Origin of the sequence: Tatumella citrea (assembly GCF_002163585.1) — a bacterium.
Taxonomy (GTDB): domain Bacteria; phylum Pseudomonadota; class Gammaproteobacteria; order Enterobacterales; family Enterobacteriaceae; genus Tatumella; species Tatumella citrea.
On the sequence record NZ_CP015579.1, the window covers coordinates 3001876 to 3024647 of the forward strand.

The 22772-nt window shown below is 49.4% G+C and carries 19 protein-coding genes, 6 tRNA genes and 3 other RNA genes; 15 read left to right on the forward strand and 13 right to left on the reverse strand.

The annotated features are described in order from the left end of the window. Window positions 1-329 precede the first annotated feature (329 nt). The gene (locus A7K98_RS14335) at window positions 330-1520 is read left to right on the forward strand and encodes a NupC/NupG family nucleoside CNT transporter (protein WP_087489184.1); all 1191 of its coding nucleotides are present in this window, start codon (window positions 330-332) and stop codon (window positions 1518-1520) included. Between the two features lie 103 nt (window positions 1521-1623). Here the strand turns inward: A7K98_RS14335 and A7K98_RS14340 are convergent, their stop codons facing one another. The 4 genes from A7K98_RS14340 to A7K98_RS14355 form a co-directional block, all read right to left on the reverse strand. Next, window positions 1624-2667: a glycosyltransferase family 9 protein gene (locus A7K98_RS14340; RefSeq protein ID WP_087489185.1), complete on the reverse strand. Its 1044-nt coding sequence runs from the start codon at window positions 2665-2667 to the stop codon at window positions 1624-1626. A 310-nt stretch (window positions 2668-2977) separates the two neighbouring features. Continuing rightward, window positions 2978-4132 (reverse strand): AI-2E family transporter, encoded by a 1155-nt coding sequence (locus A7K98_RS14345; protein ID WP_087489186.1) that lies wholly within the window; start codon window positions 4130-4132, stop codon window positions 2978-2980. Window positions 4133-4369: 237 nt separating this feature from the next. Further along, window positions 4370-4445 (reverse strand) — tRNA-Ala (locus tag A7K98_RS14350). 46 nt (window positions 4446-4491) lie between these two features. Beyond that, window positions 4492-4567, reverse strand: a tRNA-Ala gene (locus A7K98_RS14355). A gap of 275 nt (window positions 4568-4842) precedes the next feature. On the opposite strand from A7K98_RS14355, the gene A7K98_RS14360 reads away from it, so the two are divergent. Continuing rightward, a complete protein-coding gene (locus A7K98_RS14360) occupies window positions 4843-5199 on the forward strand; it encodes a YfeC-like transcriptional regulator (protein WP_087489187.1) in 357 nt (118 codons plus the stop codon). A gap of 47 nt (window positions 5200-5246) precedes the next feature. Here the strand turns inward: A7K98_RS14360 and gltX are convergent, their stop codons facing one another. Beyond that, a complete protein-coding gene (gene gltX / locus A7K98_RS14365) occupies window positions 5247-6662 on the reverse strand; it encodes a glutamate--tRNA ligase (protein ID WP_087489188.1) in 1416 nt (471 codons plus the stop codon). Between the two features lie 271 nt (window positions 6663-6933). On the opposite strand from gltX, the gene A7K98_RS14370 reads away from it, so the two are divergent. The 7 genes from A7K98_RS14370 to A7K98_RS14400 all read left to right on the forward strand — a co-directional run bounded on the left by A7K98_RS14370 (window position 6934) and on the right by A7K98_RS14400 (window position 7826). Then, a tRNA-Val gene (locus tag A7K98_RS14370) sits at window positions 6934-7009 on the forward strand. Between the two features lie 40 nt (window positions 7010-7049). After that, window positions 7050-7125: transfer RNA gene (locus tag A7K98_RS14375), tRNA-Val, on the forward strand. 40 nt (window positions 7126-7165) lie between these two features. Then, window positions 7166-7241 (forward strand) — tRNA-Val (locus tag A7K98_RS14380). 3 nt (window positions 7242-7244) lie between these two features. Next, window positions 7245-7320: transfer RNA gene (locus A7K98_RS14385), tRNA-Lys, on the forward strand. Between the two features lie 44 nt (window positions 7321-7364). Next, a non-coding RNA gene (locus A7K98_RS14390) (RtT sRNA) lies at window positions 7365-7484 on the forward strand. A gap of 44 nt (window positions 7485-7528) precedes the next feature. Next, a non-coding RNA gene (locus A7K98_RS14395) (RtT sRNA) lies at window positions 7529-7648 on the forward strand. A gap of 57 nt (window positions 7649-7705) precedes the next feature. Continuing rightward, window positions 7706-7826, forward strand: a non-coding RNA gene (locus A7K98_RS14400) — RtT sRNA. Between the two features lie 149 nt (window positions 7827-7975). Here A7K98_RS14400 and A7K98_RS14405 read toward each other — a convergent pair. The 3 genes from A7K98_RS14405 to A7K98_RS14415 all read right to left on the reverse strand — a co-directional run bounded on the left by A7K98_RS14405 (window position 7976) and on the right by A7K98_RS14415 (window position 10694). Further along, complete coding sequence (locus tag A7K98_RS14405; protein WP_232461545.1) at window positions 7976-9049, reverse strand: oxidoreductase; 1074 nt, start codon at window positions 9047-9049, stop codon at window positions 7976-7978. Between the two features lie 16 nt (window positions 9050-9065). Continuing rightward, complete coding sequence (locus tag A7K98_RS14410; RefSeq protein WP_087489190.1) at window positions 9066-9809, reverse strand: DeoR/GlpR family DNA-binding transcription regulator; 744 nt, start codon at window positions 9807-9809, stop codon at window positions 9066-9068. 417 nt (window positions 9810-10226) lie between these two features. Beyond that, on the reverse strand, window positions 10227-10694 hold the full coding sequence (locus A7K98_RS14415; protein WP_087489191.1) for an Lrp/AsnC family transcriptional regulator: 468 nt from the start codon (window positions 10692-10694) through the stop codon (window positions 10227-10229). 111 nt (window positions 10695-10805) lie between these two features. On the opposite strand from A7K98_RS14415, the gene A7K98_RS14420 reads away from it, so the two are divergent. Then, a complete protein-coding gene (locus A7K98_RS14420) occupies window positions 10806-11429 on the forward strand; it encodes a LysE family translocator (protein ID WP_087489192.1) in 624 nt (207 codons plus the stop codon). A 71-nt stretch (window positions 11430-11500) separates the two neighbouring features. Here A7K98_RS14420 and A7K98_RS14425 read toward each other — a convergent pair whose 3' ends face one another. Then, on the reverse strand, window positions 11501-11722 hold the full coding sequence (locus tag A7K98_RS14425) for a DUF1737 domain-containing protein (RefSeq protein WP_198361109.1): 222 nt from the start codon (window positions 11720-11722) through the stop codon (window positions 11501-11503). 91 nt (window positions 11723-11813) lie between these two features. After that, the gene (locus tag A7K98_RS14430; RefSeq protein ID WP_087489193.1) at window positions 11814-12731 is read right to left on the reverse strand and encodes a LysR family transcriptional regulator; all 918 of its coding nucleotides are present in this window, start codon (window positions 12729-12731) and stop codon (window positions 11814-11816) included. A gap of 92 nt (window positions 12732-12823) precedes the next feature. Between A7K98_RS14430 and A7K98_RS14435 the strand changes: the two genes are divergently transcribed. The 4 genes from A7K98_RS14435 (at window position 12824) to A7K98_RS14450 (ending at window position 18335) form a co-directional block, all read left to right on the forward strand. Beyond that, complete coding sequence (locus tag A7K98_RS14435) at window positions 12824-13825, forward strand: bile acid:sodium symporter family protein (RefSeq protein WP_087489194.1); 1002 nt, start codon at window positions 12824-12826, stop codon at window positions 13823-13825. A 247-nt stretch (window positions 13826-14072) separates the two neighbouring features. Continuing rightward, window positions 14073-15215, forward strand: coding sequence for an HlyD family secretion protein (locus A7K98_RS14440; RefSeq protein WP_087489195.1), 1143 nt, complete (start codon window positions 14073-14075; stop codon window positions 15213-15215). After that, on the forward strand, window positions 15212-16780 hold the full coding sequence (locus A7K98_RS14445; RefSeq protein ID WP_087489196.1) for a DHA2 family efflux MFS transporter permease subunit: 1569 nt from the start codon (window positions 15212-15214) through the stop codon (window positions 16778-16780). Before A7K98_RS14440 ends, A7K98_RS14445 begins: the two co-directional genes overlap by 4 nt. A 1-nt stretch (window position 16781) precedes the next feature. After that, window positions 16782-18335, forward strand: coding sequence for an efflux transporter outer membrane subunit (locus tag A7K98_RS14450; protein WP_087489197.1), 1554 nt, complete (start codon window positions 16782-16784; stop codon window positions 18333-18335). Between the two features lie 34 nt (window positions 18336-18369). Here the strand turns inward: A7K98_RS14450 and A7K98_RS14455 are convergent, their stop codons facing one another. Genes A7K98_RS14455 through zipA form a run of 3 tightly spaced genes read right to left on the reverse strand, consistent with a single transcriptional unit; the run spans window position 18370 to window position 21743 of the window. After that, window positions 18370-18582, reverse strand: a complete 213-nt coding sequence (locus tag A7K98_RS14455) for a DUF3820 family protein (protein ID WP_087489198.1) — start codon at window positions 18580-18582, stop codon at window positions 18370-18372. A gap of 2 nt (window positions 18583-18584) precedes the next feature. Beyond that, complete coding sequence (ligA, locus tag A7K98_RS14460; protein ID WP_087489199.1) at window positions 18585-20603, reverse strand: NAD-dependent DNA ligase LigA; 2019 nt, start codon at window positions 20601-20603, stop codon at window positions 18585-18587. Window positions 20604-20663: 60 nt separating this feature from the next. Beyond that, on the reverse strand, window positions 20664-21743 hold the full coding sequence (zipA, locus tag A7K98_RS14465; RefSeq protein WP_087489200.1) for a cell division protein ZipA: 1080 nt from the start codon (window positions 21741-21743) through the stop codon (window positions 20664-20666). 215 nt (window positions 21744-21958) lie between these two features. On the opposite strand from zipA, the gene cysZ reads away from it, so the two are divergent. Further along, complete coding sequence (gene cysZ, locus A7K98_RS14470) at window positions 21959-22750, forward strand: sulfate transporter CysZ (protein ID WP_087489201.1); 792 nt, start codon at window positions 21959-21961, stop codon at window positions 22748-22750. The last annotated feature ends 22 nt before the right edge of the window (window positions 22751-22772 follow it).

Consider the following 22772-nt stretch of genomic DNA (forward strand, 5'->3'; position numbering starts at 1 on the left):
TCGGTAATAATGATTGATTCAATAGACTATGCTAAAAAGTATAGCCTTGGCTATAAATATGACAGCAACGTTACCTGATTAACAAAATTTGAGCAATCTGTTTTTGACGCTTAGCAGAGCGTTAACTGTACGGACATCAGACAGAAAAATGTACACAACATTCCACAGAACAAAAAATAACCGCCACTTCCGAAAAGTGAGTACAGAGCAACAATTTTCATAAAATTAACGAGATCTCTTACTTATAATGGGTTTTTGCTCTCGTTTTTATATGTAACGTTTCATAGAATACATAACAAAATATAACTCTCCTCAAAATTGGAGTCTGTATGTCACAAATTTTCCATTTTATTCTGGCACTGGTAGTTGTCGCTGTGCTTTGCCTGCTGGTCAGTAAGGACAGGAAAAAGATTCGCTTACGGTTCGTGGCTCAGTTACTGGTTATTGAAGTGCTGTTGGCCTGGTTTTTTCTCAATTCCGAAGCAGGTCTGGGTTTTGTAAAAGGATTTGCGGCGTTTTTTGACACCCTGCTTAAATATGCAGCAGAAGGTACAAATTTTGTGTTCGGAGGGATGAACGACAAAGGCCTGGCATTCTTCTTCCTTAATGTTTTGTGCCCTATTGTCTTCATTTCAGCTTTAATCGGTATTTTGCAACATTTCCGCATTCTGCCGCTGGTCATTCGCGCGATTGGTACCGTACTGTCTAAAATCAACGGTATGGGCAAGCTCGAATCGTTTAACGCCGTCAGCTCCCTGATTCTTGGTCAGTCAGAGAACTTTATTGCCTATAAAGATATTCTGGGCAAGATGTCGAAAAATCGTATGTACACCATGGCAGCAACGGCAATGTCTACCGTGTCGATGTCTATTGTTGGTGCTTATATGACGATGCTGCAACCGAAATACGTGGTCGCGGCACTGATTCTGAATATGTTCAGTACCTTTATCGTGTTGTCTCTGATCAACCCGTATAAAGTTGAACAGGAAGAAGATTTACAACTGAAAAACACCCACGAAGGACAGAGTTTCTTCGAAATGCTGGGCGAATATATTATTGCTGGTTTCCGCGTAGCTATTATCGTGGCCGCCATGCTGATCGGTTTTATCGCCCTGATTTCTGCAATTAATGCCCTGTTCACCAGTATTTTTGGTATCAGCTTCCAGGGCGTGCTGGGTTATCTGTTCTATCCTTTCGCCTGGGTTATCGGTGTTCCGGCTGATGAAGCGTTAAAAGTCGGCAGCGTAATGGCTACCAAGCTGGTGTCTAACGAATTTGTCGCAATGATGGATTTGCAAAAAATGGCCGGCCAACTGACTCCGCGCTCCGAAGGCATTCTGTCTGTTTTCCTGGTTTCTTTTGCTAACTTCTCATCTATCGGGATTGTTGCCGGAGCGATTAAAGGACTAAACGAAGAACAGGGAAATGTGGTTTCACGTTTCGGTCTGAAATTACTTTACGGCTCAACCCTGGTCAGCCTGCTTTCAGCGGCTATTGCCGGTCTGGTTCTGGCCTGGTAATCTGCTGTGCGAAAAAAAACGGGGCATTGTTTGCCCCGTTTTTTTTGGCTGAAAATAACTGCAAACTACACGACAGCCACCCTTCCAGCCTGGTAGTAAACAGTTAAGCTGCCGGCACAACCTCACTGACTTCAGTTGCAAGTACCCGCTGGCGTAATGCCATAAAACGCTCTTTCACCTGTTCTACCGTAAGCTGTGCGACTTCCTGACCCGGGGCCTCCAGTGTCTCCGAAGGGACTCCCCACGGCCCCCAAAACCATGCATCACTGTTGCCAAACATAGCCACCGTCGGCACATTCACTCCGGCAGCTACATGCAGCGCTCCACCATCACTGGTCAGAATTTGCTGGCATAACGACATCCCGGCAATAAGCTCACGTAACCCGGAGGTATGTACCGCAGTTACCGAAATGTCTGAGCAATGCTTCAGAATTTCTGCAGCTTTTTCGTCATCTCCCGGATGGCTTTTGTTGTCTGACGCACCTGGCGACCAGAACAGCAGAAACTGGCACGGATGCTGTGCAGCAATTTCATGCATAAACCGGATAAATTTTTCTGCCTGCCAACGCTGCCCTGGTTTTCTGGCGCTGATTTGAATTCCGTATACCGGTAATCCTTCAGTGATTGCCAGACGCTGACGCAATGCGGAGACTTCCTGCTCACGCGGATAGAGTTCCAGCTCCGTTGGTGGCAGCGTGATACCCAGCGGCAAGGCAAGTTGCGAAAGGAGTTCAACGATATGTCGCTGGCCATTCAGAGAGGGAACCAGATCGGTAATAGAAGAAGGAGCCTGATCACCGATGGCGATAATTCTTTTAGCCCCGGAAAGTTTAGCCCACTGTAGTGGTCGCTTATCCCAGTGCTCTTTAGCGATAATTGCCACGTCATAACGGGCACGTCGTAGCTGTAACGACGTTTTTATCCGGTTAACTATCACACCAAGAGCAGACTGCCCGTTTTGACGGTGGTGCAGTTTGCTGTACAGATGCACGGTCCCGATATGTGGATTATTCTCCAGCACCGCCTGATTATAAGTATTCACCAGTACATCCACCGGACCACCAAAGTGGCGTGCCAGTGAAGCTATCAGTGGTGTAGTCAGGATTAAATCCCCGATATTATCTCTGCGAATAATTAATATTTTCATACTATTGCCTGAATACCATCATTTTCGTTCTGCACCGGTATCGCCGGGTCAGAATTCTGCCTGCCAGAACTGTAATCTGTCGCGTTCGACCGCCAGCTTAAGGGCTGTTTTTGATTACAACTGTGATTTTTTCCGCATTCCATTGCTTAAAATTCACCCGTTTTATTTTATCGATACGTGCTAAGTACTGAGCTAAGACAGCAATTGATGCAGGATGTTTCAGCTTAGATAATAAAAGCCCGGAGTTGAGGATAAGAACAAAAACAAGCCCATGAAAACATGGGCTTGTTTAGAGTGTCAGGCGTGGATACTAGCCCGCAGTTTTGGGCTGTTCTGCTTCGTTATTATTTTCCTGCTGGTTTTGTTTTTCTTCCTGACCTTCTGCGATAAATCCGGCATCAAGCTGATCAGAGTTTTCTTCGTTATCGCGACCGGATAGCAGATTCCAACAGGCGATAAACAGAGCCGCAATTAATGGCCCGATCACAAATCCGTTAATCCCGAACAACTCCATTCCACCCAGAGTCGCAATCAGCACCAGATAATCCGGCATTCGGGTTTCTTTCCCTACCAGTAACGGACGCAGTATGTTATCCACCAGCCCGATAACTACCACAAAGAATACGACCAGGAAAATACCTTTCCACAGTGGACCTGCAGCCAGGAAATAGATAGCCACAGGTACCCAGATAATTGCCGAACCAATCGCGGGAACTAAAGACAGGAAGGCCATTAATGCTCCCCACAATACGCTCCCCTGCACACCCAGGAACCAGAACGCCAGCCCTCCCAGTGCCCCCTGAACCAGTGCCACAACCACGGTGCCTTTCACGGTTGCTTTAGAAACTGCCGCCAGTTTTTTAAACAGGTGATGTTTTACATAATCAGTGAGTGGTAATGCATCCAGCATCAGATTGATCAGATAAGAACCATCTTTCAGAAAGAAAAACAGTAAATAGAGCATGATCACAAAACCGACGGTGAAGCTGAACGTTCCCTGGCCTATCACCAACGCACTGCCGGCAATGGTTCTGCTCCCCTGCATCGCCAGCCCGGAAATTTTTTGCTGTAATTTATCAACGTTAGTCAGATCATATTTGTTAAGGAAATCCTGAACAAAACCTGGCAGATGATGAATTGCAGTAGTAATTGACGAGGTCAGTGCCTGATTATTTTGCTGAATATTGTTGTACAGCTCATTACCTTCATACGCCAGTGAAGACATAACTATCACACACGGAATAAACACTATCAGGCAGATAATCAGCAACGTAAGAAAGGCTGCGAGTCCGTTTTTATCGCCCAGCTTTTTGCGAATCCCTGTTTTCAGCGGATAAAACAGTAGCGCGAGGATCACTCCCCAGAATATCGATGAATAGTACGCTTTAAGTACCATACAGAAGGCCAGTGTACTAAGAACGAGTAATAGTACAAAGAAACCCTCGTTAATTCCCTTCACTTTCATGGAGTGCTCCCGGCACAATTAACCTGCTGTTAACTGTAGTAAATAACCTAAATATTACAATAATTCATCGGCAAAATTATCCAGGCATTGGGAACAGAAAAACAGGGCTAACGGGGGTGGGAGTTTCTGGCTAATAGCCAAAATCAACTGTTTGTGGAAATAACAGGGAACGTCGGTAAACAGGGTATTGAAAAGAAAGAGGAACACACAGGATACTACACAGATTACTGCAGAAAGTGGTGGAGATAAGCGGGATCGAACCGCTGACCTCTTGCATGCCATGCAAGCGCTCTCCCAGCTGAGCTATACCCCCACATCTGGAATCTTTTCGGTGCCTGAACTCTTAAAAAGTAAGAGTTTGGTGGAGATAAGCGGGATCGAACCGCTGACCTCTTGCATGCCATGCAAGCGCTCTCCCAGCTGAGCTATACCCCCGGGCCGAAAAGTTGTCAGGGTCAACCTGACGGACGGCATAATATGAAACCGGTCGATAGGTGTCAACGGCAAATTACGAATCTGTGTCTGATTGCTGAAAAAGGCACCAGGATCGCCCACCACCAGCAACATCCGCTCGCTAAATTACCGGCATTCACCACAAAAAAAGTTAAACAGCCCATAGCTGTAGGGTGAAATTCTTTTCTTTTTTACAGGTTCACGTTACCTTTCCCTGTAAAATGCCATTGTTACAACAACCACGAAAGGGAAATAGCGTGAAAAAGGAATGGATGACACCGGAAGAACTGGCTCTGGAAACAGGTTATAGTCGCCAGACAATTAATAAGTGGATTAAACGTGAAGGCTGGTCAACTTTACCGAAACCTGGCGTTCAGGGTGGCAAAGCCCGCCTCATTCATATCGACGAAAATGTCACTGCATTTCTGCATGCCATTCGCCATGTTTCCGAACCGCGTGGCCAGTATTTTGCGGCCAGTGATACTCTTGCCAGTTTATTACTGAGCAGTATTAGTCAGATGAATGCGCACGAAAAAGATCAGCTCAGTGCTCTGCTGTTACGTGAAGGCATAAAAGGAATACTTAAACGGCTGGAGATTGATGCGCGGGAGTAATAAACACCGGAGCCCGCAGGCTCCGGCATATAGCGACAGGTAAGAACTTATGCCTGTGCTTCGCGTTCACTGATATAGTTCAGTGCCTGACCGATTCGTTCAATACTACGTTTGCGACCAATAGCTGTCACCGTAACATCCAATGCCGGTGACTGCCCCGCGCCCGTAACAGCAACACGTAACGGCATACCCACTTTACCCATACCAACATCCAGTTCGGTAGCTGTGTCCTGAATGGCCTGGTGAACATTTTCTGCCGTCCAGTCTGTCACTGCCGCCAGTTTTTCTGCCGCCAGCTCAAGTGGCTGACGGGCAACAGGCCGCAGATGTTTTTTCGCTGCATCGGCATCGAACTCAGCGAAGTCTTCATAGAAATAGCGGCAGCTTTCGGCCATCTCTTTAAGAGTTTTGCAACGTTCTCCCAGTAATTTCACCAGTTCAGCCAGTTCAGGGCCGGTGGAAGTATCAATATTCTGCTGCTCAATGTGCCACTGCAACTGAGTCGCCACATATTCAGGTGGCAGGCTATTAATATAGTGGTGGTTCAGCCACTGAAGTTTTTCAGTGTTGAATGCACTGGCCGATTTACTAACTGATTCCAGACGGAATAAATCGGTCATTTCTGCGACAGAGAAAATTTCCTGATCGCCATGAGCCCAGCCCATCCGCACCAGATAATTAAGCAATGCTTCCGGCAGATAGCCATCATCACGGTATTGCATTACCCCAACCGCACCGTGACGTTTGGACAACTTCTTACCGTCATCACCCAGAATCATTGATACGTGTGCGTACACGGGTACCTGAGCACCAATCGCTTTCAGAATGTTTATCTGACGCGGGGTATTATTAATATGATCTTCACCACGAATGACATGAGTAATTTGCATATCCCAGTCATCAATGACTACACAGAAATTATAGGTCGGAGATCCGTCGGTACGACGAATGATCAAATCATCCAGTTCCTGGTTACTGAATTCGATCGGTCCACGAATCTGATCATCAAAGATTACCGAACCTTCCTGTGGGTTACGAAAACGTACCACGCAAGGTTCATCATCGCTGTGATGTTCATGACTGTCACGGCAGCGACCGTCATAACGTGGCTTTTCACCGTTCTCCATCTGCTGCTCACGCAACGCTTCCAGCCGCTCTTTCGAGCAATAGCATTTATATGCGGTGCCGGCGACCAGCATCTCATCAATAACCTGATTGTAGCGGTCAAAACGTTTGGTCTGGTAATACGGGCCCTCATCCCAGTCGAGACTCAGCCAGTTCATACCGTCCATAATCGCTTCTATCGCTTCCGGGGTAGAACGCTCCAGATCGGTATCTTCAATACGCAGAACAAATTCGCCTTTATTGTGGCGGGCATACAACCAGGAATAAAGAGCAGTACGAGCACCACCAACATGCAGATAGCCAGTAGGGCTTGGCGCAAAACGAGTCTTAATCTTCATTAAACATTGCCTTAGGACGCGGGTTTTCGATCACAAACGCCAAAAACCAGGAAAAATTGCGGAATTCAGTGGCCTCATTTTAACACCTGGCAGTGAATCCTCAATCATTGCTCGCAGAATCAGGACGTTTAATCTTTTCATTCCGGTAAAAAAATAAACATTCTGCCTGAAAACCCCGCATGATGGCTAAATTTAAGACGAACAAACATTTTCCTCAGAAAAATCGTTGACTCATATTCAACTATCCCTATAATGCGACTCCACACAGCGGGGGTGATTAGCTCAGTTGGTAGAGCACCTCCCTTACAAGGAGGGGGTCGGCGGTTCGAACCCGTCATCACCCACCACTACTTAGGTAGGTGACCCGCTGGAACAGGAAAAGAATTTGGGTGATTAGCTCAGTTGGTAGAGCACCTCCCTTACAAGGAGGGGGTCGGCGGTTCGAACCCGTCATCACCCACCAATACTTAGGTAGGTGACCCGCTGGAACAGGAAAAGAATTCGGGTGATTAGCTCAGTTGGTAGAGCACCTCCCTTACAAGGAGGGGGTCGGCGGTTCGAACCCGTCATCACCCACCACTCGGGTCGTTAGCTCAGTCGGTAGAGCAGTTGACTTTTAATCAATTGGTCGCAGGTTCGAATCCTGCACGACCCACCAATTCAGAGAAAAGCACCCTTCAGGGTGCTTTTTTCGTTTCTGTGCTTAGAAAGAAAACGTGCAGGATGAGAACCTGCCGCAGGTTCGGGTCGAACGCAGTGAGACAACGTTGTGAACAACGGCCCGCAGGGCGAGCGAAGCGAGTCATCCTGCACGACCCACCAATTCAGAGAAAAGCACCCTTCAGGGTGCTTTTTTCGTTTCTGCGCTTAGAAAGAAAACGTGCAGGATGAGAACCCGCCGCAGGTTCGGGTCGAACGCAGTGAGACAACGTTGTGAACAACGGCCCGCAGGGCGAGCGAAGCGAGTCATCCTGCACGACCCACCCATTTAGAAAAGAGCACCCCGTTGTTATAAACAGCGGCGTGCTTTTTTCGTTTCTGCGCTCAGAAAGAAAACGTGCAGGATGAGAACCTGCCGCAGGTTCGGGTCGAACGCAGTGAGACAACGTTGTGAAGCAACGGCCCGCAGGGCGAGCGAAGCGAGTCATCCTGCACGACCCACCCATTCAGAAAAGAGCACCCCGTTGTTATAAACAGCGGCGTGCTTTTTTCGTTTCTGTGCTCAGAAAAAAAACGTGCAGGATGAGAACCTGCCGCAGGTTCGGCTCGAACGCATTGAGACAACGTTGTAAAGCAACGGCCTACAGAACTTATTAAGGTTTATTGAATTCTGCCGTCTCACCTTCAGTGAGATCCACCTTCTGCACCCTGCCCGTTTCGGATGAACGTACCGCCGCTTCAAGTACCGCCATAACAGCAATCGCCTGCACTGGCGATACGGGATTGGCTTTCCCCTGGCTCAGCGCATCACGAATCTGAAGGTAGTACTGGCGCTGATCTCCCCGTGGGGTTTGTATCCGGGTAGTTTGCTGATGAGCGTCAAAAATAACTAAATCATCATCATCTTCTCCCCAACTCTCTGAACCGGGCAAAATCCCTGCAACTAACTGGCTTTCCTGCTGATCGGCGTTTCTTTTAATCAAACTTCCTTTATCACCATGCACGGTAAAACGTGATACTCCCCCGGCAGCCAGCATGGTCGCGTGGAGTATGACCCTGTGTCCCGGATAACTCAGAGTGACATGCGCCCAGTCATTAATACGCGCACCGGTGCGCAAAATTGCTAAATCACCAGAGACCGTTTCCGGAAGCCCGAACATCTGTAACGCCTGATCAACAACGTGTGGTCCAATATCAAACCATAAACCACTGCCAGGAAGGGAGTGTTCTCTCCAGCGGTCGCGAACCTCCGGACGAAACCTATCCATATGAGACTCGAAGTGTTTTACCTGACCAATTATTCCGGAATCGATAATCTTTCTGACACCGAGATAATCACTATCCCAGCGTCTGTTCTGAAAGACCGAGAGCAGTAATTGTTTCTCTTTAGCCAGGCTGGCCAGAGCCCGGGCTTCCTCCAGGTTTAGCGTAAAGGGTTTATCGACCACCACATGTTTGCCGGCAGTCAGTGCCATTTCTGCCAGCGGCGCATGTGTATCATTAGGTGATGCAATAACCACCAAATCGACCTCAGGATCTTTGATAGCCGCTTCTGCTGAAGCTACGACTTTCACATCCGGGAAGTCTTTTTTGACCTTTTCCTCGTTGCCGGACGAAACCACGAAAAGACGCAACCCGGCAACGGATGCAATTAAAGGGGCGTGAAATGTTTTACCTACGAATCCGTACCCAATCAGTGCAACGTTGAACTCTGTTTTCGTATTCATGATGCTCTCCATACCATTAATTGTTTGAGATGCTTACCTGAGTTGAACCGGAACCCTCAAACTCATTCCACGGGGAATTCAAAAACAGCTGCTGAATCTCCGTAAGCTGAGCAACCAGATACGGCTCACACCGGTTGAGCTTCATATGATCGGCGACTACCCAATGCTCACTGCTGGCGGCTAACATTGCACGCTTGACCTCAGCGTCCGCCTCCTGGCTGGCACTCAGTCCGAATTCGGCATGCAACGCACATGCACCGAGAATGGCAATATCGGCACGATATTGTTCCAGCAGTTTCAGTGTGGCGCTGCCGGAAAACAGACGTTGTTGTTTATCCCACTGCCCACCCAGGACTATCAGTTCAATATCAGGTTTGTCACTGAGGTGAAAAGCGATATCCAGAGAAGGGGTAATTACTGTTGCGGGTCCTTTTAGCATCGATGCTACGGCCAGCATCGTGCTGCCTGCATCCAGGAACAGTGTCGAACCTGCGGGAATCTTGTCCGCAACATAGCTTCCCAGGCTGGCTTTAACTGCCGGAATCAGCACACTTCGTTGCTGGCGGTTCATGGCCGAAAGATCAAGAGCTACTGCCCCGCCATGATTTTTCTGAGCGAGCCCCTTCTTTTCAAGGTAGGCCAGATCACGCCGCACAGTATCTGCAGAAACCTGAAGCTGCTCCACTAACTGGCTAATTCCCACCTGCCCGTCTTTGAGCAGCAGTTCCATAAGTAATTTCTGTCTGGCTGTTTTATGCATAGCTAAACCCAAAACCGCAAAATGTCGCAATAAGCATCATAATACAGCAAAATTATTTTTCCAGTAGCAAAGAAGATAAGTTCAACGGCTTATATAGCAGTCGTAGTAACACATCATATAAAGAAAACTGGTCTGGAATTTTGCAAGAAAAAAGCGGGATATATTCAGGTCTGAAAAAGTTCTCAGAGTCGTTTCACTCAATATACAGATATTACGGAGAGTCTTCGGATAACGTGAAATGCCGGCGTTTATCGGTTAATTATCGACTGCCTGTTAAGCAGGTCATCAGTGCAGGGAATGGAGTTCTTAAGGCTGTACAAAATGAATGACAAAGACTGAGATAATGAATCCAGCCCCCCTGCCAGTCAGCTGCAGGGGGCTGGTTTAATCAGGCAAGACAGACCCGACAGTACCAGATTAGCCAGCAACAATCCCTAACGGATAAGGCCGATCCTGAACGACCGTTTTCATAACCAATGTTGAGCGAAGGTGCAGCACTCCTGGCATTGCCGACAACTTACCATCGTAAAGTTGCCGAAAAGCAGTGAGATCAGTGGTTACGACCTGCATCATATAATCCGGATCCCCAAACAGACGTTGCGCCAGGATAATTTGCGGGATATCGGTCACTGCCCGCTCAAAGGTCTCGACCGCCTTTTTGTCACCTTGCTTTAATGTCACAAACACAATAGCGACAAAGTTAAACCCCATCTTCGCGGGATCAAGATCTGCCCGGTAACCAGTAATGACTCCGTCCTGTTCAAGTGCCCTGACCCTGCGATGGCATGGAGAGAGGCTCAAATTCACTCTGTCTGCCAGTTCGGTCAGAGAAAGACGACCATCTGACTGCAGCTCAGCAAGAATCTTTCTGTCTGTGGTATCCAATGAGGGCTTTCCTTCCTGTAATCAGGTGATTTAGGGGCAATTATAAAAGTTAATCCCGGTCTGACAAGAGTATTCTTCTGCTGAGTATAAAGCATAACCGGAGAAGATGCGGTGAATTCAGAAATGGTGTTGGGATTTTGGATGATTTCGTTACTACTGAGTATAACCCCGGGGGCAGACTGGGCCTATGTTATTGCGTCCGGCATCGATGGTCGTAAAATTACTGCTGCAGTCAGCGGGTTGATGTCCGGGCATTTGCTGGCGTTAGTCATCGTTATCGCTGGGGTGGGTGGAATAGTCGCCAGCCATCCTGCAGTGCTCAGTATACTTACTTTTTCTGGTGCTGCTTACCTGCTATGGCTGGGCAGTTGTGTGTTACGCCAGCCCGCAGTGATCGCTGCCGCGTCATCGCCTGTCGCACAGACCTGGCACCAATGGGCTGTCAGGGGGTTATGCATCAGCGGTCTGAATCCTAAAGTGTTTCTGTTATTTCTCGCGCTACTGCCGCAATTTGTCAGGCCTGGTGGCCATTGGCCGGTAAGTCTGCAACTGATGCTGCTGGGAGCAATTCATCTGGCCAGTTGTTCATCAATCTATTTCGGAGTGGGTTACACCGCCAGAGAATTACTGTCGACACGCCCGCAAGCTGCGCGCATTGTTAGTAAAATTTCCGGAGTAACAATGATAGTCGTTGCTCTGATATTACTGGCAGAGCAGTTACATTCATTAAGTTAACGGCGAATACCCCTGTTTAGCCATAAACATGGAAAGGCATTCTCTGCAACCTGGCATAGTCACTCAGAAGATCACTCTGGCAGGTTAAGGAATGCTTTTGTATCAGCAACGCGGATCACCGCCTGAGCTGCAATGACTGTTTTTTTCTCAGGATCATAAGTCACCGAAGGAGATCCGTAGAGCTGGTAGCCGTTGTTCAGCATTTCACTTACCCTGCGACAAAAATCTGCATTATCGGGACCGGTCAGCAGCCGGTATACCGGCAAATCATGATTCTCTTTCTGGTTCATCATTTATCTCAGATAAAAAATTTAATCACCGGTAGTCAGTATGACAGATCAACGGAGCTTTGCCTGCTGCGACACAAATATCTCCTGCCACCAATTACCTTTGTGGCAACAATCTGCTTTGCTGGCTTAACAGCTCTGCCTGTTCGCTGACCAGTTGCCAGATGGCTTCTGCCGCAGGGCTCAGAGAGCGGTTCTTTCTGCGGATCAGCATCAGTGTACGGTGTTCTTCCGGATAAATACGACGCACCTGTAATGAGCTGCCGGAAGGCACAGGTAGTGCCAGACCGGGCAAGATGCTGATGCCAATTCCTGCCTCGACCATAGGATAGAGGGTCACCGGGTGGCCAACCTGTTGTATGACTTCCGGGGTCACATGCTGTTGCTGAAAAATACGATCCACCAGCGCCCGGCTGCCGGAAGCATAATCCTGCAATACCATACGCCTGCCCTGTAAATGCTGCCATTCCACCCTTTCGACTTTGTTCAACGGATCATCCTGTCGGCAGAGCAGCAGAAAAGGGTCAAACAATAATGGCTGTGACTCAAACTCTCCAACCTGTGGTTCAATGACGATACCAAAATCCACCGTTGCATTGAGTACACTGTGAAGCACTGACTGCTGAACACTGTCCTGCAACATCAGCCGGATTTCCGGATAACAAATCTGGGCCTGAGCCAGGCATAGGGGCATCAGTCGGGCTGAAATTGTCTGACTGGCAGCCAGCCTGACGGTACCGCTGCGGTTGCCGCCATAACGCCTTAACTCCAGCAGCGTGCTGTTAAGTTCCTCGAGCTGCACTGTCAGGCGTGAAGCAAGCCGCTGCCCCGCATGAGTCAGCACCACTTCCCGGGTGGTTCGGTCCAGCAGTTTCACTCCTATCTCCGCTTCCAGTTCTTTAATACTGTGGCTGACGGCGGACTGACTCAGGCCGATAACCTGCCCGGCCAGGCTAAAACTGCCCTGACTGGCCACGGCGGCAAATACTCTTAACTGACGCAGGGTATAATTCATGCAGTAAATTCATATATAGATTTAATAAATCAATTTTATTTCTAAGCCCTGATGCAGCACAATCTTTTTTTATTTCAGACCGGAAACTACCGATGGGCATCTTTCGTCTTGACCCGATGATGATTAAACTGATCATCACCGTACTGCTTGCCACCTTCCTGCCAGCGAAAGGGATTTTTGTTCCTTTTTTCGAATGGCTGACCACTGCAGCAATTGCTTTGTTGTTTTTTATGCATGGCGCCAAACTGTCTCGTGATAAAATCATCGCCGGCAGCAGCCACTGGCGGTTGCATCTGTGGATCCTGTTCAGCACGTTTGTCATGTTCCCAATTCTCGGACTGCTGTTGGTGTGGTGGCATCCGGTCGATGTCTCTCCGGAAATTTATACCGGTTTTATTTATCTGTGCATTCTGCCTGCAACCGTTCAGTCATCGATTGCTTTTACCTCACTGGCAGGAGGCAATGTCGCCGCCGCAGTGTGCAGTGCCTCTGCTTCCAGCCTGCTGGGGGTCTTTATCTCTCCGTTGCTGGTCAATCTGGTAATGAATGTCCACAGCAGCGTGCCTGGTAATGGTCTGGAACAGATTGGGAAAATCATGCTGCAACTGCTGGTGCCTTTCCTGCTCGGCCATTTCTCACGCCGCTGGATTGCCGGATGGGTCGATAAACATCGCAGCCTGATTGGCAAAACTGACCAGACGTCGATACTGTTAGTGGTTTATTCCGCCTTTAGTGAAGCTGTGGTCAATGGGATCTGGCACCGGGTGGGAGTCAGCACGTTACTGTGGATTATTGTCGGTAGCTTGTTACTGTTATCAATCGTGTTGTTGATTAACGTTATCGCTGCACGCGCCTTTGGTTTTAGCCGCCCGGATGAGATAACCATCCTGTTTTGTGGCTCTAAAAAAAGCCTGGCCAATGGTGTCCCTATGGCCAATATTTTGTTCCCGGCCAGTTCCGTCGGTATCATCGTGCTGCCGTTGATGGTATTCCATCAGGTACAGCTAATGACCTGCTCCTTTATTGCACAGCGATATCAGAAAAAAAATCAGCAACAACAATCTGTCACCGCGAAAGCGTCAGAAAGTCAGTAAACATCAGTCTGAGACAGCACCAATGCTGTCTCAGCATTTTCGGCAGTTATAATCTCCCTGTTTTTTTCTGAGTTCCCCATAACAGATTGTCACTCACTCAGCACTTCTTCCTATTGATTTTTCTGATGCTTATGACAATGATTAAACCATTGTTATGGCATACCACCAGCCCGAATAATCCATACCCTAATAAAATGAACTGAGCACTCAACGGGCTGTACCTTCACTTTTAATGGCAGGAACAGATATGAATCAACAGACACACGACGGCGGCCCGGAGCAGTCACGGGAAGAACCTCCTGTACGCGCTGATCAGTCTCAGACAGCAGCGGCTGAACCCGAAGAGGAACGCAAGCGACCCGGTAAAAAGCCACTCGTCATTCTGGCCATTATCGTCATTATTGTGGTCATCGCGGCCATCATCTACTGGCTGATGAACCGCGGTCTGGAAACTACGGATGATGCATTTACTGACGGTAATGCGGCCATCATTGCACCAAAAACTTCCGGTTATATCGTTCGTTTGCTGGTGAACGATAACCAGAAAGTTAACAAAGGTGATTTGCTGGCAGAAATTGATCCGAAAGATGCAACAGCTCAGCGTGATCAGGCACAGGCTCAGCTTGGGCTGGCAACGGCACAGCTCCATCAGGCAGAAGCCCAGTTGGCACTGTCAAAAGTACAGTACCCGGCCCAGCGTGATCAGGCCCTGGCCAGCCAGGCTCAGGCTCGTGCTCAGTTACAGAATGCTGAAGCAGCCTACCGCCGCCAGCATGGTGTTGATCCAAAAGCGACGACTCAGAGCAATATCGACAGTGCCACTGCTCAATGGCGTTCTGCTCAGGCTGAGTATCAGAACGCTACCGCACAGGTAGAAATTGCTTCTCAGGTGGCGTTGCAGATTCGCCAGCAGGAAACCAACGTTGAAGCCCGTCAGCAACAGGTGAGCCAGGCAGAGGCACAGCTGGAAACAGCGAATCTCAATCTTTCCTATACCAAAGTGATCGCCCCATACAGCGGATATATCACTAAGCGTAATATCGAACTGGGTAGTCTGGTACAGGCCGGCAGCTCGTTGTTCTCTCTGGTGTCCCCGGATATCTGGGTAACCGCCAACTTCAAAGAATCACAACTGCAGTACATGAAACCGGGTGATCATGTCAGCATTAGTGTTGATGCCTATCCGGACCTGAAACTGGAAGGCCATGTAGACAGTATCCAGATGGGTTCAGGCTCACATTTCTCGGCATTCCCTGCAGAAAATGCCACCGGTAATTTTGTAAAAATTGTACAGCGTGTGCCGGTAAAAATTGTGATTGATAAAGGTCTTGATCCGAACCATCCGTTACCACTGGGATTATCCGTTGAACCAGAGGTCACTGTGAAATGAGTGCCTCCGATAGCTGGAAACCAGCCAGTAACCCCTGGCTGGTCGCCCTGACGGTTACTCTGGCGGTATTTATGGAAGTGCTGGATTCCACTATCGTCAACGTGGCCTTGCCACATGTCGCCGGGTCGCTTTCATCGAGTTATGATGAATCAACCTGGGTTCTCACCTCATATCTGGTGGCCAACGGGATTGTGCTTCCTATATCGGCTTTCCTGAGCCGCTATTTTGGCAGGAAGAATTACTTCCTGCTGTGTATTGTCATGTTTACCCTGTGCTCGTTCCTGTGCGGCATTGCCACTGAGCTTTGGCAGCTGATTCTGTTTCGTATTCTGCAGGGATTTTTTGGCGGTGGTCTTCAGCCCGTCCAGCAATCCGTACTGTTGGACTATTTCAGTAAGAAAGATCGCGGAAAAGCATTTGGTTTATCTTCTATCGCTATCATTGTGGCCCCGGTCATTGGTCCGACCCTCGGCGGCTGGATCACTGATAACTACAGTTGGCGTTGGATCTTCTTTATTAATATTCCTGTCGGCATTATGACCGCACTGGCGATTTACCAGTTACTGGAAGATCCACCGTGGGAGAAAAAGTCCGCCAAAACGATGAAGGTGGATTATATCGGGATCAGCCTGATCACCTTAGGGCTGGGTTGTCTGCAGGTGTTCCTTGACCGCGGAGAAGATGAAGACTGGTTTAACTCAAATTTTATCATTCTGTTCGCTACCCTGGCAGTGATTGGTATTGTTGGCGCAATTTACTGGCTGATGTACGCTAAAAAACCAGTGGTGGATATTCTGGTGATGCGGGATCGGAATTTCTGGGTCGCCGGGCTATTAATGGCTGCAATGGCATTTATTCTGTACGGCAGTTCGGTGGTTATTCCACAACTGGCGCAGCAGGATCTTGGCTATACTGCCACCCTTGCCGGTCTGGTACTCACCCCCGGAGCTATCTGTATTATTCTCACCATCCCGCTGGTATTGCGGCTGATGCCGGTGATTCAGACCCGCTTTATCATCATGATTGGCTTTATCTGTCTGACCACCTCATTTTTCTTTTCGGCCCAACATCTGACTCCGGATCTTGATTTTGGATCGCTGGTGTTTATGCGTAGTACCCAGTCAATAGGGTTGGGGTTCCTGTTTGTGCCACTCACCACTATTGCGTTTATTACCATACCTCAGCGGCTGAATGCTGATGCATCTGCGCTTTTTACCATGTTCCGTAATGTGGCGGGTTCAATAGGTATTTCGCTATCCACGGCAGCGATAACCGAACGACAGCAGGCACGGTCAGCCTATTTATCGGATCATATGAGCACCCTTGATCAGCAATTTAATCAGGCAGTCACTCAGATGACAGATGCGGTTAAAAACTTTACCAGTATTGCCGGAGACGCCAGCTCAGTGGCGATGGGGCAACTGTATAAACAAATGATTAGCCAGGCGCGTTTTCTGGCTTATGTTGATGTATTCTCCGGGCTCTGCCTTATCGGGCTGGTAATGATCCCATTCTGTCTGTTACTTGCCCCGGTCAAAAGTGAAGGCAGTGCAGGAGGCCATTAAAATGAAGGAATTTGCTATGCAACCAGTCAGTTACCGGTTCAGTGCGCTGTTTATCAGCCTGTTACTGGCCGGCTGTAGTATCGGACCTGATTTCAGCCGTCCGGCCAATAATCTGCCGGCTCAGTGGCACGATATGGCCTCCGATCAGCAATCCCGCCCGTTGTCTGCTGATCCGGCGGTAAACTGGTGGAGTAATTTTAAAGATCCGCAGCTCGATAGCCTGATAAGCCGGGCCATTGCCGGTAATCTGACACTGCAACAGGCCGTATTACGCATCGCCGGAGCCCGTGAGCAGGTAGCTCAGGCTACCGGAGCACTGATGCCTACTGTCAACGGTCAGGCCAGTTATTCTCTGCAACAACCGGGGCTAAAAGGCATACTTAAATCCCACCATGTCTATGACAATCTGACCGACGACGAAACCAGCCTGGTAAACAAGGCCACTGGCCGTGTCAACCTTTATCAGGGAGGATTCGATGCCAGCTGGGAACTGGATCTGTGGGGTAAAGCCCGCCGTCAGCGCGAAATGGCTGTAGCAGAGCAGCAGGCCGCTATCGAGCAACGTAACGATGGTCTGGTCTCTCTGGAAGCGGAAGTAGCCCGTACCTATCTGCAATTACGCGCAGCTCAGGCGATAACACAGGTCACAGAACAACAGATCGCCATCGCACAACAGACCGCCCAGCTGACCGCCAGCCAGTTACAAAATGGTCTGGCACCGGCCGCCAATCTGGAAAATGCCACCGCCCGCGTCACCGCATTACAGGCACAACTACCGGGTTATCAGTCTCAGATTGCTCAGGCTATGAATGGTCTGGCGGTACTGCTCGGGAAAACACCTGGTGCGCTGGATAATGAGCTGCAGGCCGTTCGTCCGCTTCCTGCCCTGCCGAATCTGGTATCAGTCGGAGTCCCTTCGGAACTGGCCCGCCGCCGCCCGGATATTCGTCAGGCTGAAGCCACACTGCATGCGCAGACAGCGAATATCGGGGTGTCAGTCGCTCAGCTGTTCCCAAGTATCTCTCTGACCGGGCAACTGGGAGTCCGGAATACTGACGCCAGTTATCTGGATGACTGGAGCAGCCATTTCTACAGTATTGGCCCGGGTATTTCATTGCCTATTTTCCAGGGCGGACAACTGGTTTCGAATGTCCGACTGGCCAGAGCTCAGCAGGCTAATGCCGCGTTAAGCTACCGTCAGACAGTACTCACAGCGCTACAGGAAGTAGAAAATGCTCTGGTCAGCTACCGGGCCGATCAGCAACAGCTAATTTCATTGCAGGCCTCTGAAAAAGCGCTGCAACAAGCCTGGTCACTCTCTTCCGAAGGCTACCGGAAAGGCATTACCACTTATATCGATGTGCTGGACGCTCAGCGGCAGTTATCACAAACTCAGCAACAGGTAGTTCAGGTACAGGCCACGGCAGCAACCGACCTGGTCGCGTTGTACAAATCTCTGGGCGGGGGATGGCAGGAGTATCAACAGGTAAAACTTCCTGACTATCATGTGTTTGGTGACACCCCTAAAACCGGGGTCAACGCTGAAAGTCAGTAATAAACAGTACGCCCCCTTTTATCAGGGGGCGTTATTATTTTCGAAGCGGATCAACCAGCCCCTGAAGACCTTCGATTTTAATCGCCAGTGCCAGCTGCAACAAATCACCAAGATGGCCTTCGGGAAAACTTTCCTTACGGGCAAACCACAGAAGATACTCTTCGGGTAAATCAATCAGTACTCTGCCCTGATATTTACCAAACGGCATCCTGGTATTAGCCAGTTCCACCAGATTGTGCTTGTCCAGTATCAGCCTCCCAGCAACTCAATCATCTGCAGTTCGTCAATCACCTGAATGCCAAGAGCATTAGCCTTCTCAAGCTTTGATCCGGCTGCCTCACCGGCAATCAGCAGATCGGTTTTTTTCGATACGCTACCACTGACTTTTGCGCCTAACGCTGTGAGCCGATCCTTCGCTTCATCCCGGGTCATCAGGTTCAGTGAGCCGGTAAGAACCACCGTTTTACCGGCAAACGGGTTATCGGCCAGAGGTGCATTTTGTGATGGCATATCCGGCCACTGAATACCGATATCCTCTACTAACTGACGGATGACTTCACGGTTACTTTCTTCATCCATGAAATGGCGGACATGGCTGGCGACTACCGGACCGACATCAGCAACCTGCGTCAAAGATTCCAGCGGAGCATCCATCAGTGCCGGCAATTTTTCAAAATGAGAAGCCAGACTTAACGCGGTGGCCTCGCCTACCTCACGAATTCCCAGCGCATAAAGAAACCGCGGTAAACTGGTCATTTTGGATTTTTGCAGCGCATCAACGATATTCTGCGCCGATTTTGGTCCCATTCTGTCCAGTCCCGTCAACTTACCTGCACTCAAACGAAACAGATCGGCGGGAGTATGCACATACTCTTTCTCGACCAGTTGATCGATAATTTTATCGCCCATACCATCCACATCCAGTGCTCTGCGGGAGACAAAATGTTTTAGTGCTTCTTTACGCTGTGCTCCGCAAATCAACCCACCGGTACAGCGGGTAACGGCTTCGCCTTCGACACGTTCAACATCTGAGCCACATACCGGACAATGTTCAGGGAAAATGATTTCGCGGCTGTCGGCCGGACGATCTTCTGTCACGACATTAACGATCTGCGGAATTACATCACCGGCACGGCGGATAACCACGGTATCGCCGATACGAATTCCCAGCCGGGCAATTTCATCGGCATTATGCAATGTGGCATTACTGACCATTACACCCGCAACCTGCACCGGTTCAAGACGTGCCACCGGAGTGATTGCGCCGGTACGGCCAACCTGGAACTCGACATCACGGACAGTAGTTAGCTGTTCCTGTGCCGGAAATTTAAATGCCGTTGCCCAGCGTGGTGCTCTGGCAACAAAGCCCAACTGTTGCTGGAGTGCCAGCGAATTCACCTTAATGACCACACCATCAATATCAAAGCCCAGTTCAGCCCTGTGTTCATTAATCTGATGATAGAATTCCAGCACTTGTTGTGGAGTCTGGCAAACGGTTACCCGATCATTCACCGGTAATCCCCAGCCCTTGAGTTGCTGAAGACGCTGGTAGTGTCCTTCGGCCAGAACTCCGCCTTCCACTACTCCAATCCCATAGCAATAGAAAGTTAACGGACGTTTTTCGGTGATTTTCGGGTCGAGTTGGCGCAGAGAACCGGCTGCCGCATTCCGTGGGTTAGCAAATACTTTCCCGCCAGTTTTACGCGCATCATTGTTAAGCTTTTCGAATCCACTCTGCCGCATAAACACTTCACCACGGACTTCAAGGCGAGCCGGAATATCTTCCCCGCTCAGGCGCAACGGAATGGCCCGGATCGTGCGGACGTTTTCTGTAATATTCTCGCCGGTTGTTCCGTCACCGCGGGTGGCCGCCTGTACCAGTTCACCTTGTTCATACAGCAGACTGACCGCCAGACCGTCCAGTTTCAGCTCGCAGCAATAGTCTACCGCCGCATCATTCTTTAACCGGTCAATGACTCGTTTATTAAATGCCAGGAATCCTTCGTCATCAAACACATTGTCCAGCGATAACATCGGCACTTCGTGTTGTACCTGTTCAAAAGCAGACAATGGTGTGGCGCCAACCCGTTGGGTCGGAGAATCCCTGGTAATTAACTCCGGGTGTTGTTCTTCCAGCGCTTTAAGCGCCTGCATCAGTTTATCGTATTCAGCGTCAGGGATTTCAGGGGCATCCAGCACATGGTAAAGATATTCGTGGTGGCGCAACCGGGTACGCAGGGAATTAAGCTGCTGCAGGATATCGTTCATACTACCCCATAAGATAAAAAACCCCCGACAAGCGGGGGTTGAGATAACCGGGAAACGGGATTAATTCTGGTCGGTAACTTCCCGAATCCGTGATTTGTAAACTTCAAGTTTTTGTGGCGTCATCATCCGGCGTTCATCATCCAGAACAACAGCACCAACATCATCAGCTATCCGCTGTGCAGATTGCAGCATCAGTTTAAAATTCTGATGAGCATCGCCATAGGATGGAACCATCATAAAGATAGAGACACCCGGCGTGGTAAAATCACCCATCTGCTCCGGATCAAAAGATCCGGGCTTAAGCATATTTGCCAGGCTAAACAGAACCGGGCCGCTACCTGATGGATTCAGATGGCGATGGAAAATATTCATTTCACCGAACTGGAAACCTGCCTGCAGAATAGCCTGTAACAGTGACTCCCCGTTCAGCTCACCCCCGGTATGCGCTGCAACATGCAATACCAGCACCGCTTCTTTGGCTGCCGGTTGTTTTTCCTGTGCGGGCTCAGCCACAGGTTCAGGCACTTCCGGAGTAGATTGTCTGGCGAATTCGGTTGCTGCCGGTTCCTGTGGTTCACTGTGCGTATGAGTCGCTACAGGTTCCACCGGGTGCAGTGGCTCGAACTCCGGTGCCGGCGCACGATACTGTTCCGGAACCTCTGTGATCACAGGTTGCGGACGCTGTACCGGCGTTTCCTGCGGAGCAGAATAAGCATGGCGATCAGCAGATTCACGTACCGGCTCCCGTGGCTCCTCACGATGGTAATCCTGAGACTGACGCACTGGCGCAGACGAATAGCCATTATCTGAGTCCATTAATGGGTCAGCGACAGGCTCCTGCCGGTGGCGCAACGAAGTTTTCGCTGCTGGTGCCGGAGAATACACGTCGTCAGACGCCCGCCCCTGCTGAGTATAGGCAGGTGCTTCATCTTCTTCGTGATATTCACGGCTGGCACGAAAGTCCGTAATATCTTCTTCGTCACTCAGGTCATCGTTGTCGCGTTGCTTTAAACGCTTGTGCGGACGATCACGGAAAACCGAAGACCGCTCCTTGCGGTTGGTCCAAAGACCATGAAGGAGAAGTGCAACGATGGCAACCGCACCAACAACGATTAATATCAGACGCAAATCCTGCATCATTGTATTCTCTGTTGTTCCAATACTTTGCCCTGCTAAAGGCACCTTTACCCTTAAATGTATTTGCCAGGCCCAACAAGTGCAAGTCTGCATAGTATTTTCTGACAAATATTCTGATATCCGTCGCGTGACTGCTGCTTTTTCACACAAAACTTTACTTACCTGCCGGTCAAACAACGTTATGATGTGCCGCTGACGGCCTTAATAAGAGAATGAATATGCAGAACAGGAATTCCGCAAAGGAAGTTAATGGGATTCACTATTTTCGTCAGGGATGGCAACTGGCGACATTACCGGGCATACGTCGTTATGTCATCGTTCCGCTGCTGGTAAATATCGTTTTAATGGGCGCGGCCTTTAGCTGGTTGTTTTTTCGCCTTGAACAATGGATTCCCCGGTTACTGGGGCATATTCCCCACTGGCTGCAATGGCTGGACTATCTGCTCTGGCCGCTGGCCATATTGTCATTGCTTCTAATCTTCGGTTATTTCTTTTCCACCCTGGCTAACTGGATAGCGGCACCCTTTTGTGGCCTGTTGGCTGAACAACTGGAAAGTCGGCTGACCGGACATCCTCTGGCTGACGGCGGCTGGAAAGGACTGATTAAAGATCTGCCACGCATCATGTTACGCGAGTGGCAAAAGCTGAAATACTATCTGCCCCGTGCCATTATCCTGTTGCTGATACATTTTATTCCGGTGGTTGGCCAGACGCTTGCTCCATTGCTATGGTTTTTGTTTGGTGCCTGGATGATGGCGATTCAGTACTGTGATTATCCGTTTGATAATCACCGCGTGCCGTTCCTCCAGATGCGCAGAACACTGGCAACTCACAGAACTGCGCATTTGCAGTTTGGTGCGCTGGTGAGCATTTTTACTTTGGTGCCACTGGTTAATCTGGTCATAATGCCGGTTGCAGTATGTGGTGCAACAGCAATGTGGGTCGACCACTACCGCTCACTAAAAGTCACTGGCAACGGCCCTGAAACCAGCGGCGTTATTGCCCCCTGACATAACGATATACTATTTCTTT